Below are 16,129 nucleotides of genomic sequence, written 5' to 3'. Positions count from 1 at the left end.
CCGCCCGCGCGCGACGCGCTCCCGCCCTCGCCGATGAAACGCTACGAAACCCTCGCCCATACGATCGCCGACGACATCCGTAACGGCAACCTCGCGGTCGGCACGCGCCTGCCGTCGCTGCGGCAGATCATCGCGCAGCATGGCGTGAGCCAGTCGACGGTGTTTCGCGCGTACTACCTGCTCGAACAGTGGGGGCTGATCCGTGCCCGCGAACGCTCGGGCTACTACGTCGCGCCGGGTGCACAACCAGACGCAGCCCCGGCCACGAAGCGTCGCGCAAGCCGTGCCGGCGCATCGCGCAAGGTCGACATCAGCAGCCTCGTGTTCTCGGTCCTCGATGCGGCCACGCAGCCCGGCATCGTGCCGCTCGGTTCCGCGTTCCCGGCGCCGCAGCTGTTTCCGCTGCCACGTCTCGCGAAGTCGCTCGCGCAGGCCACGCGGCTCGTCAGCCCGTGGAGCACGGTCGTCGACCTGCCGCCCGGCAACGAGGCGCTGCGCCAGCAGATCGCGCGGCGTTATCTCGCGACGGGCGTGTCGCAGTCGATCGACGAGATCGTCGTCACGAACGGCGCGCTCGAAGCACTGAACCTGTGCCTGATGGCCGTCACGCGGCCCGGCGACGTCGTCGCAGTCGAAGCACCCGGCTTCTACGCGGCGCTGCAGGCGATCGAGCGGCTCGACCTGCGCGCGGTCGAGATTCCCGTCGATCCGCGCACGGGCCTCGATCTCGATGCGCTTGCGCACGCGCTCGACCGGCACGACATCCGCGCGTGCTGGTTCATGACCAATTTCCAGAATCCGACCGGCGTCACGCTGTCCGTCGAAAAAAAGCGCGCGCTCGTCGACCTGCTCGCGGCGCGCGAGGTGCCGCTGATCGAAGACGACGTCTACGGCGAGCTGCATTTCGGTCCCGACTATCCGCTGCCCGCGCGTGCGTTCGACCGCCACGGCCTCGTGATGCACTGCAGTTCGTTCTCGAAAACGCTCGCGCCCGGTTACCGGATCGGCTGGGCCGCCGCCGGCCGGTTCGCGGAGAAGGTGCAGCGGCTCAAGCTGATGACGACGCTGTCGGCCAGCATTCCCGCGCAGGCCGGCATCGCGAACTATCTCGAGCACGGCGGCTACGACCGTCACCTGCGCAAGCTGCGCGGCGCGCTGCACACGCAGCTCGACCGGATGGACGACGCGCTGCAGCGCTGGCTGCCGCCCGGCGTCGAATGGGTGCGGCCCGACGGCGGGTATTTCCTGTGGCTCGCGTTTCCCGATGCCATCGACGCGATGGAACTGCATCGCCAGGCGATCGCACGCGGGATCAGCTTCGCGCCGGGGCCGCTGTTTTCGGCCACGCACGGCTTCGAGCGCTGCGTGCGCGTGAACTTCGGCCATCCATGGAGCCGCGACATCGAGCGCGCGATCCGCGTGCTCGGCGAACTGGTCGCGCAACCGTCGGTCCGCAAGGGCGGGTGATCGCACGCGGTGTACGCGGTCACGTCCATGCAGGCAATCGGCGCGCGGGTTACATTGCTGATCCCGCTGCCCCTTCACGATTTTCCATGAGCCAACTGCCCTACCTCGATCACGACGCGTTGATGAAACTGACGGCCGAAGCGGCGCACGCCGCACAGCCGTGCACGTGCACGAAAACCTCGCTTGCCGGCTGGACGAGCCTGCCGCTGTCGCTGCAGGACGCGCAACTGACCGAAGTAGCCACGCTCGCGCCGCCCGGCGAGATGGAGCCGACCTATGCGGAATATCATCCGGCCGGTACGCGCTACGCGTCGGACGATGCGCCGATCGCGCTGCGCCATTTCCCGTACAACCGCTGCAACGTCAGCCGCTGCCGCTCGTGCGGCCGCCTGTTCCTGCGCTATCAGGAAGGCGGCGGCTACTTCATCGACCAGCGCATTCGCGCGCTCGATCCGGCGCTCGTCGTCGACGCCTGAATCCGCCACGGGCATCAATGCATGCCCGGCCCGCGCGGGCGCCGCCACGACCGGCGTCGCGCCCGCCATCTGCTGCGCCCTTTTCGTCCCGATCTGCTGCTTGTCCCGCCGCCCCGCGTTCCCTACGCTGTCTCCGGTTGCCTGACACCCGTCGCAACGTCCCTTTCGAGCCGCGCGCGCCGCGGCTCCTCTCGCGTATCACGTCATGTATCGATATACCGATTTCGACCGGGCGCTCGTGCGCAGCCGCGCCGCCCAGTTTCGCGACCAGCTCGAACGCTGGCAGCACGGCACGCTGAGCGAAGACGCGTTCCGGCCGCTGCGCCTGCAGAACGGCTGGTATGTGCAGCGCCACGCGCCGATGCTGCGCGTCGCCGTACCGTACGGCGAACTGTCGAGCGCCCAGCTTCGCGTGCTCGCGCGGATCGCGCGCGACTACGACGTGCCCGACGATGCCACCTATCGCGCCGCGTGCGACGCGCAGGCGTTGCTCGGCACGCTGCGCCTGCCGACCCGCAGCGCGCACTTCACGACGCGCACCAACGTGCAGTTCAACTGGATTCCGCTCGCGAAAGCGGCCGACGTGATGGACCTGCTCGCGACCGTCGACATGCACGGCATCCAGACGAGCGGCAACTGCATCCGCAATATTTCGTGCGACGAGCGCGCGGGCGTCGCGCCGGACGAGATCGCCGATCCCCGCCCGTTCGCCGAAGTGATGCGCCAGTGGACCACGCTGCACCCCGAATTCGCGTTCCTGCCGCGCAAGTTCAAGATCGCGATCACCGGCGCGACCGAAGACCGCGCGGCGACCGACTGGCACGACGTCGGGCTGAAGCTCGTGCGCGACGAGACGGGCGAGCTCGGCTTTCGCGTCAGCGTCGGCGGCGGGATGGGCCGCACGCCGATGATCGCGACGCTGCTGCGTGCGTTCCTGCCGTGGCGGCACGTGATGAACTACATCGAGGCGATCGTCCGCGTGTACAACCGCTACGGCCGCCGCGACAACAAGTACAAGGCGCGGATCAAGATCCTTGTCAAGACCGAGGGGCAGCGCTACATCGACGACGTCGAGGAGGAGTTCCGCCAGATCGTCGACCATGACGGCGGCCCGCATACGATTCCGCAGGCCGAGTTCGAACGCGTCGCCGCGTCGTTCGTTCCGCCGCGGCTCAAGCCGCGCACGCTCGACCTGCACGACGCGAATGCGCGCGTATCCGCGCAGGCGGCCCGCCATCCGGCGTTCGCGCGCTGGCTCGCACGCAATGTCGCCGCGCACCGCGACCCAGCGCTGCGCATCGTCACGCTGTCGTTCAAGCGCCGCCTGCAGGCGCCCGGCGACGCGTCGCCGGACCAGCTCGACGCGCTCGCCGATCTCGCCGAACGCTACTCGGCCGGCGAGGCGCGCGTCACGCACACGCAGAACGTCGTGCTGCCGTGGGTGCACGTCGACGACCTGTTCCTGCTGTGGGAAAACGCGCGCGCGATCGGGCTCGCCAGCGCGAACGTCGGGCTGCTGACGGACATGATCGCGTGCCCGGGCGGCGACTTCTGCGCGCTCGCGAACGCGCGCTCGATCCCGATCGCCGACGCGATCGCCGAGCGCTTCCAGGATCTGGACATGTTGCACGACGTCGGCGACATCGACCTGCACATCAGCGGCTGCATCAATTCCTGCGGCCATCATCACAGCGGCCACCTCGGCATCCTCGGCGTCGACAAGGACGGCGCGGAGTGGTACCAGGTGACGCTCGGCGGGTCGGACGGCTCGACCGCGAGCGGCCCCGCGCGGCCGGGCAAGGTGATCGGCCCGTCGTTTTCGGCGGACGAGATCGTCGATGTCGTCGACGCGATCGTCAACGCGTATCTCGACGCGCGGATCGATGCGAACGGCCGCAGCGAACGATTCATCGACACGGTGCGCCGCATCGGCGCGGAACCCTTCAAGGCCGCCGCGAACGACGCGCGCCATCAGGCGGAGCACGCATGAAGCCAGCCAACGACAACGACAGCATCCACGCACGCATCCGGCTGCTGACGCCGGCCGAACACGCCCGCGACACGCAGCAGCACGACGATGCGACGCTGACGATCGGCAACGACGAGGAACTGCCACCGCTCGCGGCGCGGATCGCGCAGGCTGCGCGCATCGACCTGCAGTTCCCGTCGTTTACCGACGGCCGCGCGTACAGCCAGGCCTACCTGCTGCGCAAGCGCTTCGGCTTCGCCGGCGACTTGCGCGCGACCGGCGACGTGCTGATCGACCAGCTGCTGCTGATGGAGCGCACGGGGTTTTCGAGCGCGGTGCTCGGCGACGACACGGACATCGCGGCCGCGCGGCGGCAGCTCGACCGGTTTCCGGGTTTCTATCAACGCGATGCGAGAACCGGAACGACAACGCCGGTGACGACGCACGACACGGCAACGCACGCTGAAAAATGAAACGGGCGGCACGATGGCCGCCCGTACGATGAACCGGAAGCAAACCGGCCGGCGCCCGCCGTGAAGCGGGCACCGGCGTTCAGCGCGCCGCCACCGGCTTGCCGAACGCGCCGAGGATCTTCTTCTCGAGCGCGATATAGTCGCGGCCGAAGTGGTGATCGCCCTGCGTCTTGATCACGTCGGCGCCCGTGTTCACGAGCGCCGGACACATCGTGTCCTTCTCTTCCGCGCCATAGAAGCACTGCACGAGATGCGGCGGCACCTTCGCCAGTTCCGGCGCGACCTTCAGCGCCTTGTCGCTCGCGGGCATGCCGAGCCAGCCCGTCACGCGGATCTGGAAATCGGCGGACGGCGCGAAGCCGAGCAGCGACATCACCGCGACCTTATCGCGCAGGTCGGCCGGCAGCCGGTTGTACGCGAACGGCATCACGTCGGCGCCGAACGAGTAGCCGACCAGCGCCACGCGGTTCGCATGCCAGCGCGCCGTGTACGTGCGCATCACGCGCGCCAGATCGCGGCTCACCTGTGCGGGCGGCTTCTCGCTCCAGAAATAACGCAGGCTGTCGATGCCGACCACCGACACGCCGTCGCGCTGCAGCGCCTCGGCGATCGTCTTGTCGAGATCGCGCCAGCCGCCGTCGCCCGAGATCACGATCGCGAGCCGGTCGCTGCCGCCCTTCGCCGGCAGCTCGACGAGCGGCAGATCCGACACGTCGAGTTCGTCGCCGCTGCTGTTGTCACGCAGGTGCGACGTGACGAGCGACACGAGCTTCGCGGTATCGCCCGCGGCAGCCGTTTCGACAAAACCCGGCATCGCGCGACGCACGATCGTCGGATCGGGCGGGCACGGCTTGAAGCGCGGGTCGAGCTTCGCCGCCGGATCGACCGATACGACGCCGGCAATCGTGTTCTCCGGCGCCATCGACAGGATCTGCTTCGCGATCGCACCGCCCTGGCCCACGCCCGCGACGATCGGCGTGAAATAGCGCGACGACTGCGCGAGGCGTTCGAGCTGGTGGCTGACCGCCTCGGCGTCGCCGTCGAGGTGGTGGCAGGTCTCCTGCTTCGCGGCGAGATTCATCGCATAACGCTCGGAATCGACACCGACCGTCATCGCCCCGGCCTTCGCGAGCGCATCGGCGGCCTGCTGATCGGCGGCATTCCAGCCGGCCTCACGCGAGAACAGCACGACGAAACCGCGCAGCGGCCCGCTCGGTTTGGTGACGGTAACGGGCCCATAACGGCCGCCCGACACGGTTTCGGCCTTTACTGCGGCCGGCTGCGTGGCGCACGCGGCGCCGGCCAGCATCATTCCCGCGCAGGCGGCTGCCGCCCGCGCGAATCCCTTCTTCAACATCATGAACGCCGACCTCCAGCCAGCAATGACAGATCCGCCAGCGTGACGAACACGCCGACCGAGCCCGAGGCCGCGAGGTAACGCGGTTCCCAGTGCGGTTCGAACTTGCTCTTGAATGCGCGCAAGCCGCGGAAGTTGTAGAAGCGGCCGCCGAAGCGCCAGACCATCAGGCCGAGCCGGTGCCACGGCGACGGCATCTTCGCCGCCCCCATCCCCGAGAACGGCGCGATGCCCAGGCTCAGCTTGCGAAAGCCCGCTTCCTTCAGATGCAGCGCGAGCTGCGTAAACAGATACTCCATCGCGTACGGCGACGCGTCCGGCAGATGGCGCATCACGCCGACCGTCGCCTCGGTGTTGAGGTCGGTCGTCATGAACGTGACGAACGCGATCGGCTTGTCGGCCTGACGCACGAGCATCACCGACTGCGTCGCGAGATAACCGTCGTGGAACGCGGCCACCGAGAAACTCTTCTCGCGTGCATCGCGGCTGTCGAGCCAGCCATCGGAGATGTCGCGCAGCTTCGGCAGCGCAACCGGCACGTCGCACGGTGCGATCACCTCGACCGTCAGCGCGTCCTTGTCGCCGCGGCGCAATGCATAGCGCAGGTGCGAACGGTTCGAACCCTTCAGGTCGAACTGGTCGAGCGCGATATGCGCTTCCTCGCCGAGCTTCATCAGCGTGAGCCCCGCGTCGAGATACAGCGGCAGCGCGTTCGCGCGCACCTGGTAGAACGCCGCGCGGCCGCTGTGCGCATGCGCGAGCGCAATGAACTTGGCGATCAGCGCCGGCCATTCTTCGCGCGGCCCGACCGGGTCGTGCAGCGCGGCCCATGTGCGGCCGTACTTCGCGTACATCAGGAACGCCTGGCGCGACTCCGAGAACAGGAACGACTTGTCGCCCATCAGCGCGAGGCCCGCATCGCTGCACTCCTGCGCGCGGATGATCCGCTCGGCGTCGAACAGATCCTGCGGCACCGGCTTCACGAAACGGCCGGGGGCCGGGCGCAGCAGTTGCCACAGCGCGAACATCGCGACGAACACGCCGCTCGCAAGCGTCGCGCGCAGCGCACGCGGCGCGCGCGCGTCGAACGAGAAATGCGACCACAGGTCGCGCGTGTACGGCACGTCGCGGAACGCGAAGAACAGCACCCACACCGCCAGCATCAGCACCATCGTCACCGACACGAACCAGCTGACCGTGAAGCGCTCGGCGAGCAGCGACGAATGACGGTTGAAGCGGCGGCGGCTGACGAGCAGCAGCACCAGCAGCGTGCCGAGCACGCCGGCCTCGACGAACGCGAGGCCCTTCGCCAGCGACAGCGCGAGGCTCGCGAGCGTCAGCGCGAAGGTCATCCACCATGCGCCGTCGAGGCGGCGCAGCAATCCGCGCGCGACGAACAGCAGCGCGACGCCGAGCACGCTGCAGATCACCTGCGAGCCTTCGAGCACCCACAGCGGCACGAGGTGGCGCAGGATCGCGATCCGGTGCCAGAACGCGGGCGTCGCGCTCGAGATCACCAGCATCCCGCCGACCGCGAACGTCACGAGGCTCAGGAACACCGGTGCGAGCTGCGACACGCGCGCGGCCTGCCGCGACACGAGCCGGCGCCGCAGCGCGCGCCCCTCGAAACCGGCCAGCAGGCCGGCCGACAACACGAGCGGCACGCCGAAGTAGATCGCGCGATACGCGATCAGCGCGGCGACCATCGCATGCGCGGGCACTTCGCGGCCGAGCGTGAACACCATCGCGGCTTCGAACACGCCGATCCCGCCCGGCGTATGGCCGATCATCCCGAGCAGCAAGGCGGCCGCGTAGACGGTGATGAAGGTCGGGAAGCCGACCGGCGCGGCCGGCAGCAGCACCCACAGCGTCAGGCCCGCCGCAACGACGTCGAGCACCGCGTACACAACCTGCGCGACGAGATCGCGCCGCGCGGGCACGTCGAACGACAGCCACTTGAAGCGCGTCACGACCGGGCGCGCGGTGTTGCCGCACATCACGACCATCGCGGCCAGCACCACGAGCAGCGCGGCGCCGCTCCACGTGAGCACGCCGGGTGCGACGTGCAGCATGGCGGCGAGCGCCTCCGGCACGCACACCATGCCGACCGCCGTCATCAGCACCATCGCGAGCGCCAGCGTGCCGCTCGTGAACACCGTCATCCGGCCGATCTGCGCGGGCGTGACACCCGACACGCCGTACACACGCGCGCGGACCGCGCCGCCCGTCAGTGCGCCAAAGCCGGTCGCGTTGCCGAGCGCGGACCCGGCGATCGCGCCGATCCACAGCGCGACGCGCGGCACCTTCGCGGCGACATAACGCAGGCCAACCGCGTCGCGAGCGACCAGCGCGAGATAGCTGAGCGCCGTCGCGGCCAGCGACGCACCCCACTCGCCAACGGACATGTGACGCAACTGGCGGATCACCGACCGGTAGTCGACGGATTCCGACAGGTGCTGGAAAACCACGATCAGCAGCAGGCCGATGCCGAGCGCGAGCAGCGGCGACAGCACGCGCTCATGGCGGATCAGCGCCCGGACACGGGCGATCACCGCCGCGGCACGGCCGGGCGAACCAGAGTGGCGGGAAGACATAGGTTATTCAGTGGTGGTGCATAGCGTGTCGCGGCGCAAGGTAGCCAGGCGGCGACGAATCTGGTTGTTCTGCGTGGGCGGTCGGCCGGAAGAAAAGGCAGGGAGCGCCTGAATCAGAACTTACAAGTATACGGGTCTTATATTACAAAATCTTTCCGGTTCGCATTGTGCGGTTTTGTGGCGTGCGGGGCGCGTAAACATCGCATCAAAATCGTGCGACCGAAAAATGCAAGGTGCGCATCATACCGGGAACCGGGTCCATTTTTTCATCGGATGAATGACTTGTGATGCATTTGGGAGAAATCTCCCGGGAGAGGCCCGACAGGCGAGGATGAAAACGCGACGACGCGGGGCGTTTCGGGAATGGGGACAGGTTGATTCGGCGCGCTCGTATCCGCTTTCCACCGTGACGGAATCGCACTGCGTACCGTCACTTCGCCCGCTCATGCTCCCCCAACCCGATCGCCTTGTAGTCGTAAGTCGGATAGAACTCCGTCCGGTACGCCCCCCACGCCGTATCCTCGAGCACCCGATTGACCTCGCGCAGCCGCGACGCCGGCAACCGCAGCACGACGATCTGACCGATCCCCATCGTCACGGTCCAGCTCACCACTTCGACGCCCGGCGGCGGAAACGCCTTGTAGAACCCCTGCTTCGCGAGCTGCGCGTTCAACTCGGCGAGCGGGCGCGACTGGTCGTGCTTCAGGAACACGGTCAGCAGCACCGCGTTGTCGGGCGTCGCGGCGGCCGTGCCGGCCGGCACGGTCGACGTTTGGCCAACGGCTGGCGCGCCGCAGGTCGCGGCGGCCGCCAGCGCTGCGGCGATCACGAGGGTTCGAATCGGAAAATGCGGGAATGCCGGCATGACGCGCTCCCTGGCTGCGTGGATGGAGCCGCCATCATGCGCCGCCGCGCGCATCGCTGCCGGCAGGCGGCGCCGTCGAATTACGCTTCGCCGGCCCGCTCGCGCAGGATGTCGATGAACGCGCGCAGCTTCGCCGGCACGTGTTTGCGATTCACGTAATAGAGCCACATCGGCGGCAGCGTCCGGCACGCACCCGGCAGCACCTCGACGAGCGTGCCGTCGCGCAGGTCCTGCTCGATGCGCTCGCGCATGAACGCAAATGCAATGCCGACGCCCGCACGCGCCGCATCGATCACCGCGTCGGCATCGTTCGTCACGAACACGCCGTCCGGATCGAGATCGACGTCGCGGCGCCCGTCGTGCAGCAGCCACTTGTGCAGGCGCCCGCTCTCCGAAAACCGGAAGCGGATGCAGGCATGACGCTCGAGCTCCGTAATCGACGCGGGCGCGCCGTACCGCGCCAGATAACCGGGCGACGCGACGAGCGCGCACGACAGCGCGGGCGCGATCCGCACGCCGATCATGCCCGGCTGCAGCCGGTCGGCGAGGCGGATCCCCGCGTCGAACCCGTCCTTCGCGATGTCGACCAGCTCGTTCTCGTAGCGGATTTCGAGCCGGACTTTCGGAAAGCGCTCACGGAACGCGGCGAGAACCGGCGCGATCACGAGCAAGCGCGCCAGCGGCAGCGCGGTCACGCGCAACAGCCCGCTCGGCTCGCTGCGCGCGTCCTTCAGCGCGTCGCGCGCCTGCATGACCTGCCGGTAGGCGGGCTCCGTCTGCTGCCAGTAGCGCTGCCCGGCTTCCGTCAGGCTCACGCCGCGCGTGCTGCGGTTGAACAGCTTCACGTTCAGCTCGCCCTCGAGCTGCCCGATCGCGAGGCTGACGGCGGCCGGCGTCAGGCCCAGCGCGGCGGCGGCCCGCGTGAAGTTGCCGGCCGTCGCGACGCTCATGAATACGTGCAGCCCGGCCATCGGATCGCGTCTGCCCATCATTAAAAAAACTTGAAACTCCTTCGAGCGGAATACGGATTCTCCCATATACCGCGGCGGCCTACACTGGCCCTGCCGTCCCACTGGAGCCTCGAATGGACCCGCTCACCGCCGCGCTGCCGCTCGCAGCCGCCCGCCGCACGATCGAAGCCGCGCTCGCGCACGCCGCGTCGCTGCGGGTCGCGGGCGTCGCCATCGCGATCGTCGATGCCGGCGCGAACCTGCTCGCGTTCGTGCGCACCGACGACTGTTTTCTCGGCGCGATCGATCTTGCACAGCGCAAGGCGCTGACCGCCGTCCGCTTCCGCGCATCGACCGGCTCGCTCGGCGCGATGTCGGGCGACGGCCCGCTGCGCGGCATCGAACACAGTCACGGCGGGCTCGTCACGTTCGGCGGCGGCGAACCGCTCGTCGACGGCAACGGACGCTGCGTCGGCGCCATCGGCGTATCGGGCGGCAGCGTCGACGAAGACACCTCGATCGCCCGACATTGCCGCGATCGCTTTCACGCAACGCTCCTCACCACAAGGTAAGCACATGGCACAGCAACGCATCCTCATCACCGGCGCGGGCACCGGCTTCGGCCGCGAAGTCGCGCTGCGGCTCGCCGAACGCGGTCACGACGTGACCGCCGGTGTGCGCGTCACGACCGAGATCGACGAACTGGCGGCCGCCGCCGCGCAACGCGGCACCGCGCTACGCGCGATCAAGCTCGACGTCACGTCCGCGCACGACCGGGCCCGCGCGGCCGAACTCGACATCGACGTGCTCGTGAACAACGCGGGGGTCGGCGAAGCCGGCGCGCTCGTCGACCTGCCGGTCGAGATCGTGCGCGAGTTGTTCGACGTCAACGTGTTCGGGCCGCTCGAACTGACGCAGCAGATCGCGCGCGGGATGCTCGCGCGCCGGCACGGCAAGATCGTGTTCGTGTCGTCGATCGCGGGGCTGATCACGGGGCCGTTCACGGGCGCCTATTGCGCGTCGAAGCACGCGGTCGAATCGATGGCCGAGGCGATGCACGCCGAACTGGCGCCGCACGGCATTCGCGTCGCGGTCGTGAACCCCGGCCCGTACAGCACCGGCTTCAACGACCGGATGATGGAGACGACGCGGCGCTGGCGCGATCCGGCCGTCCACACGGTGACGCCCGAGCGGCTGACGTTCCCGCTCGAACAGCACGATCCGGAGGAAATGATCGCGAAGATGGTCGACGTGATCGAAAGCGACGGCGGCGCGTTCCGCAACCTGCTGCCGAAATCGTCGGAGGCATTCGTGCGCGCCGAACAGGCGCGTGCGTGGGACCGGCAGCAGTAACCTCCACGGCCGCGGGACGGCGGGTGGACCGCCGCCCACGCGGTCAGTACACGTCCCGCATGTAGCGCCGCGCCTTCGCGAGCCGCGCGACGTAGTCGTTCGCGGCGTCGTCCGACATGCCGCCGTGCTCGGCGACGACCGCCTTCAGCGCCGTATCGACGTCCTTGGCCATCCGCGCGGCGTCGCCGCACACGTAGAAGTGCGCGCCTTCCTCCAGCCACGCGAACAGCTCGGCACCCTGCTCGCGCATCCGGTCCTGCACGTAGATCTTGTCGGCCTGGTCGCGCGAGAACGCGAGATCGAGCCGCGTCAGGAAACCGCTGTCGTGCATCGCGCCGAGTTCGTCGCCGTAGTAGAAATCGGTCTGCGCGTGCTGCTCGCCGAAGAACAGCCAGTTGCGCCCGCGTGCGCCGCGCGCCTGCCGCTCGTGCAGGAAGCCACGGAACGGCGCGACGCCCGTACCCGGGCCGACCATCACGATCGGCACGTCGCCGTTCACCGGCGGCCGGAAATGCGCGGACTTCTGCACGAACACGGGCACGCGGCCGTCGTCCGCGCGATCGGCGAGGAAAGTCGACGCGACGCCTTTGCGCGCGCGACGTCCGTTGTGATAACGCACGGCCGACACGGTCAGGTGGATCTCGCCCTGGTGCGCGCTCGGGCTCGACGCGATCGAATAGAGACGCGGCTGCATCCGCTTCAGCATCCCGACCAGCTCCGTGCCCGACAGCTCGACCGGAAACTCGTGCAGCACGTCCGCAAGCTGTTGTCCCCACAACCATTGCTTCAGGTCGCCCTTGCGTTCGTCGCCGAGCAGCGACTTCAGCGCACCGTTCGCGCTGCGCGACGCGATGAATGCGAGCGTGTCCGGATGCGGCCGCGTGATGTCGAAGTGGCGCGCGAGCGCGTCGCCGAGCCGCACGTCGCCGACGCCCGCGATGGACACGGGCGCATCGGCTTTCAGCGCGGTGACGGACAGCAGCTCGTCGACCAGCTCCGGGCAGTTGGTCGGCCACACGCCGAGCGCGTCGCCGGTTTCGTATTCGAGGTTCGCGCCTTCGGTCGACAGCGACACGTAACGCGTGTCCTTCGCGGCGCCCGGACGATTGAGCCGCAGGTTCGCGACGAGCTTCGACGGCGCCGGATGCGCCTTCGTCGGCAGCAGCCCCGACGGGCTCATCCCGCCGGTCGGCACCGCGTGCAGCGCGGCGTCCGCCTCCTTGATCCGCGCGACGACGCGTTCGAGCCACTGGTCGGCATCGCGCTGGAATTCGACGTCGCAATCGACGCGCGCGCACAGGCGCGCCGCGCCGAGTTCCGCGAGCCGCGCATCGAGCCGGCGGCCGTGGCCACAGAACTGGTCGTAGTTGCGATCGCCGAACGCGAGCACCGCGAAGTGCACGCCGTCGAGGCGCGCGGCGCTGCCGGCCTGCAGCGCGTCCCAGAACTCGGTGCCGTTGTCAGGCGCATCGCCGTCGCCGAACGTGCTCGTCATCAGCAGCACGTATTGCGCACCGGCAAGCGACGCGACCGGATAGTCGGACATGCACGCGGTGCGGATCTCGAAGCCCGCGTTCATCAACTGCGTCGCGTAGTCCTCGGTCAGCGATTCGATGTTGCCGGTCTGCGATGCCCACAGCAGCACGACCTTCGGGCGCGTGCGCACGATCCGCACGCCGCCGCCGGCGTCGGCCGGCTGGGCCGGCGTTGCGGCATCCAGCGTGTGTGCATGGACAGGCGCCGAGCGGCTGAACAGGCCGGCGAGCATCCCGTCGAGCCAGAACCGCACCGGCGGCGTGAGCGGCGCGCCGGCCGGCAGCACGGGCACGCTGCCCTCGCGCCGGCCCGCGCTCGCCCTCAACCCGCTGACGAGGCCGGCCACATACAGCCGCTCGGTGTCGGTCAACGGCGGCGGCGCGAGATCGGCGACGCCGAGCGCGGCCGCGAAAGTGTCGATGTCTGCCATGTCGGATTCCTGTGAAGCAGTGGCCTGCACCATCGCCGGCGTGGGCCGCGCGTCGTCGGCGCATGCATCGGGTTGCGCCGTGCCGTCGTCGTCGGACGCGAACGCATCGGTCTCGACGCGGCGCAGCGCGACCGCGCAATATTTCAGTTCGGGTTGCTGCGATTCGGGATCGATCGCGTCGTTCGTCACCGCGTTGATGCACAGGTCGTCGCCGTACACGTCGTTCCAGTGCATCGGCGCGAAGCAGTTGCCGCGCTGCACGCGCTCGGTGACGACGGCCGGCAGCACCGCGCGGCCGCGCGCCGAACGGATCTCGACGCTGTCCTTCGCGGCGATGCCGAGCGCGCTCGCGTCGTCCGGGTGAAGCTCGACGAACGGGCGCGGGTTCAGCTTGTTCAGCATCGCGACCTTGCCGGTCTTCGTCATCGTGTGCCATTGATGCTGCAGCCGCCCGGTGTTCAGCACGATCGGGAACGTGTCGTCGGGCAGCTCGGCCGGATCGGCATGCGGCCGCGCGAAGAAGCGCGCCTTGCCCGACGGCGTCGGGAACGCAATGCGCGGCGCGTCGCTCTCGTCTGCCGCCATGCGCAGCGTCTGGCTCACGCCGTCGTTCAGGTAACGGATCGGGTGCCGGTCGCGCGCGGTGCCCGGTGCGACCGGCCACTGCACGGGCCCGTCGCGCAGCGCCGCGTGGCTCGCGCCGCGCAGGTCGTAGCCCGTCGCCGGATTCGAGAAACGGACGATCTCGTCGAACACGTCGGCCGCCGATGCATAGTCGAACGCGTCGCCGAAGCCCATCGCACGCGCGACTTCCGCGACGATGCGCCAGTCGGGCAGCGCGTCGCCGGGCGGCGCCACGGCGGCGCGCATCAACGTCATGTTGCGCTCGGAGTTGACCATCACGCCGTCGCCCTCGGCCCACAGCGCGCCGGGCAGCAGGATGTCCGTGTAGCGGTTGGTCTCGGTGTCGAGGAACGCGTCCTGCGCGATCACGAGCTCCGCGGCCTGCAAGCCGGCGATCACGTTCTGCCGGTTCGGCACGGTCGCGACCGGGTTCGTGCAGACGATCCAGCACGCCTTGATGTCGCCGGCCGCCATCCGCGCGAACAAATCGACCGTCCCTTGCCCCGTCTCCTTGCGCAGCGTGCCGGCCGGTACGCGCCACAGGTTCTCGACGAAGCGCCGGTCGTCGTCGGACAGCACCGAGCGCTGGCCCGGCAGCCCCACGCCCATGTAGCCCATCTCGCGCCCGCCCATCGCGTTCGGCTGGCCGGTCAGCGAGAACGGCCCGCTGCCGGGGCGGCAGATGCGGCCGGTCGCGAGGTGCAGGTTGCAGATCGCGTTGGTGTTCCACACGCCGTGCGTGCTCTGGTTGAGCCCCATCGTCCAGCAGCTCATCCACTCCTGCGCGTCGCCGATCCATTGCGCGGCCGTGCGCAGGTCGGCTTCCGCGAGCCCCGTGATCGCCGCGACGCGCTCGGGCGTGTAGTCGGCGAGAAACGCGGGCATCGCGTCCCAGCCTTCGGTGTATGCGTCGATGAACGCGCCGTCGGTGCGGCCGTTCGCATGCAGCAGGTGCAGCAGCCCGTTCGTCAGCGCGAGATCGGTGCCCGGCCGGATCTGCAGGAACAGGTCGGCCTTGTCGGCCGTGCCGGTGCGGCGCGGATCGACGACGATCAGCTTCGCGCCGGCCTTCACGCGATCCATCATCCGCAGGAACAGGATCGGGTGGCAATCGGCCATGTTCGCGCCGATCACGAAAAACAGGTTCGCGCGATCGAAGTCCTGATACGACCCGGGTGGGCCGTCCGCGCCGAGCGACTGCTTGTAGCCGGTGCTCGCGCTCGCCATGCAGAGGCGCGAGTTCGACTCGATGTTGTTGGTGCCGACGAAGCCCTTCGCGAGCTTGTTGACGAGGTATTGCGCCTCGATCGACATCTGCCCCGACACGTAGAACGACAGCGCGTCGGGCCCGTGCGTATCGAGCACCGCGCGCAGGCGCCGCGCGGTCTCGGCGATCGCGTCGCGGGCCGGCAGCGGCACGAGGTCGTCCTCGCGCGCGCGGCGCACGAACGCGCGGTCGAGCCGCCCCGAGCGGCGCAACGCGACGTGCGCCGACGAACCCTTCGTGCACAGCCGCCCGAAGTTGGTCGGATGGTCGGCGTCGCCGGACACCTTGACGACTTCGCCATCCTCGACGTGCAGCACCATGCCGCAGCCGACGCCGCAGTACGGGCACACGCTCTTGACGGGGGTGGCGGTCATGCGCGCTCCGGGGCGGTCAGGCCGCGATCCACACGAAGCCGTCCTCGACCCGCGACGGATACGCGCTCACCGACTGCTCGGGCGCTTCGAGGCACTCGCCGGTGCGCAGGTCGAAATGCTGCTTGTACAGCGGCGACGCGACGACGACACGCTCGCCGAGGCTGCCGATCAGCCCGCGCGACATCACGGCCGCCTGCGATACGGGATCGACGTTGTCGATCGCGAACACGCCGCCGTCGGCATGCGCGACGTGAAACACCGCGACCTGCTCGCCGTTGACGAGCGCGCACACGCCGGTGTTCGGCACGATGTCGTCGAGCGGGCACACGCGGGTCCAGGACAGCGGAAGACGATCGTTCATGATGAGCTCCTTGGAAAAGACGCTGGTGTCGGT

Annotated in this window: 12 protein-coding genes; 6 read left to right on the top strand and 6 right to left on the bottom strand. The window is 69.0% G+C overall.

All coding sequences use genetic code 11. The features are described 5' to 3' along the window. Window positions 1-33: 33 nt before the first annotated feature. From H3H55_RS23250 to H3H55_RS23235, 4 genes are all read left to right on the top strand, one after another. A complete protein-coding gene (locus H3H55_RS23250) occupies window positions 34-1,467 on the top strand; it encodes a PLP-dependent aminotransferase family protein (protein ID WP_193100381.1) in 1,434 nt (477 codons plus the stop codon). 86 nt (window positions 1,468-1,553) lie between these two features. Next, window positions 1,554-1,943, top strand: coding sequence for a hypothetical protein (locus H3H55_RS23245; protein WP_193100380.1), 390 nt, complete (start codon window positions 1,554-1,556; stop codon window positions 1,941-1,943). Window positions 1,944-2,148: 205 nt separating this feature from the next. Further along, a complete protein-coding gene (locus H3H55_RS23240; protein WP_193100379.1) occupies window positions 2,149-3,933 on the top strand; it encodes a nitrite/sulfite reductase in 1,785 nt (594 codons plus the stop codon). Further along, window positions 3,930-4,385 (top strand): DUF934 domain-containing protein, encoded by a 456-nt coding sequence (locus tag H3H55_RS23235; RefSeq protein ID WP_193100378.1) that lies wholly within the window; start codon window positions 3,930-3,932, stop codon window positions 4,383-4,385. The genes H3H55_RS23240 and H3H55_RS23235 overlap by 4 nt, the downstream gene beginning before the upstream one ends. 79 nt (window positions 4,386-4,464) lie before the next feature. Here the strand turns inward: H3H55_RS23235 and H3H55_RS23230 are convergent, their stop codons facing one another. From H3H55_RS23230 to H3H55_RS23215, 4 genes are all read right to left on the bottom strand, one after another. Next, window positions 4,465-5,745, bottom strand: coding sequence for a virulence factor family protein (locus tag H3H55_RS23230; protein ID WP_193100377.1), 1,281 nt, complete (start codon window positions 5,743-5,745; stop codon window positions 4,465-4,467). Beyond that, window positions 5,742-8,336 carry a bifunctional lysylphosphatidylglycerol flippase/synthetase MprF gene (mprF, locus tag H3H55_RS23225; protein ID WP_129515069.1) on the bottom strand — a complete coding sequence of 865 codons (2,595 nt, stop codon included), beginning with the start codon at window positions 8,334-8,336 and terminating at the stop codon, window positions 5,742-5,744. The genes H3H55_RS23230 and mprF overlap by 4 nt, the downstream gene beginning before the upstream one ends. A 430-nt stretch (window positions 8,337-8,766) precedes the next feature. Continuing rightward, window positions 8,767-9,201, bottom strand: coding sequence for a hypothetical protein (locus tag H3H55_RS23220; RefSeq protein WP_193100376.1), 435 nt, complete (start codon window positions 9,199-9,201; stop codon window positions 8,767-8,769). An 80-nt stretch (window positions 9,202-9,281) separates the two neighbouring features. Continuing rightward, window positions 9,282-10,190 (bottom strand): LysR substrate-binding domain-containing protein, encoded by a 909-nt coding sequence (locus H3H55_RS23215; protein WP_193102109.1) that lies wholly within the window; start codon window positions 10,188-10,190, stop codon window positions 9,282-9,284. 95 nt (window positions 10,191-10,285) lie between these two features. On the opposite strand from H3H55_RS23215, the gene H3H55_RS23210 reads away from it, so the two are divergent. Both H3H55_RS23210 and H3H55_RS23205 read left to right on the top strand, forming a co-directional pair. Continuing rightward, window positions 10,286-10,723 carry a GlcG/HbpS family heme-binding protein gene (locus H3H55_RS23210; RefSeq protein WP_193100375.1) on the top strand — a complete coding sequence of 146 codons (438 nt, stop codon included), beginning with the start codon at window positions 10,286-10,288 and terminating at the stop codon, window positions 10,721-10,723. A gap of 4 nt (window positions 10,724-10,727) precedes the next feature. Further along, entirely contained in the window at window positions 10,728-11,504 is a 777-nt protein-coding gene (locus H3H55_RS23205) for an SDR family oxidoreductase (protein ID WP_193100374.1), read from the top strand. Window positions 11,505-11,547: 43 nt separating this feature from the next. Here the strand turns inward: H3H55_RS23205 and H3H55_RS23200 are convergent, their stop codons facing one another. After that, entirely contained in the window at window positions 11,548-15,735 is a 4,188-nt protein-coding gene (locus tag H3H55_RS23200) for a bifunctional nitrate reductase/sulfite reductase flavoprotein subunit alpha (protein WP_193100373.1), read from the bottom strand. A gap of 16 nt (window positions 15,736-15,751) precedes the next feature. Further along, complete coding sequence (gene nirD / locus H3H55_RS23195) at window positions 15,752-16,096, bottom strand: nitrite reductase small subunit NirD (protein WP_047903106.1); 345 nt, start codon at window positions 16,094-16,096, stop codon at window positions 15,752-15,754. Between the last annotated feature and the right edge of the window lie 33 nt (window positions 16,097-16,129).

The sequence above is a fragment of the Burkholderia sp. Z1 genome, assembly GCF_014893795.1.
Classification (GTDB): Bacteria; Pseudomonadota; Gammaproteobacteria; order Burkholderiales; family Burkholderiaceae; genus Burkholderia; species Burkholderia theae.
This window is presented reverse-complemented; position numbering and strand designations above follow the sequence as displayed.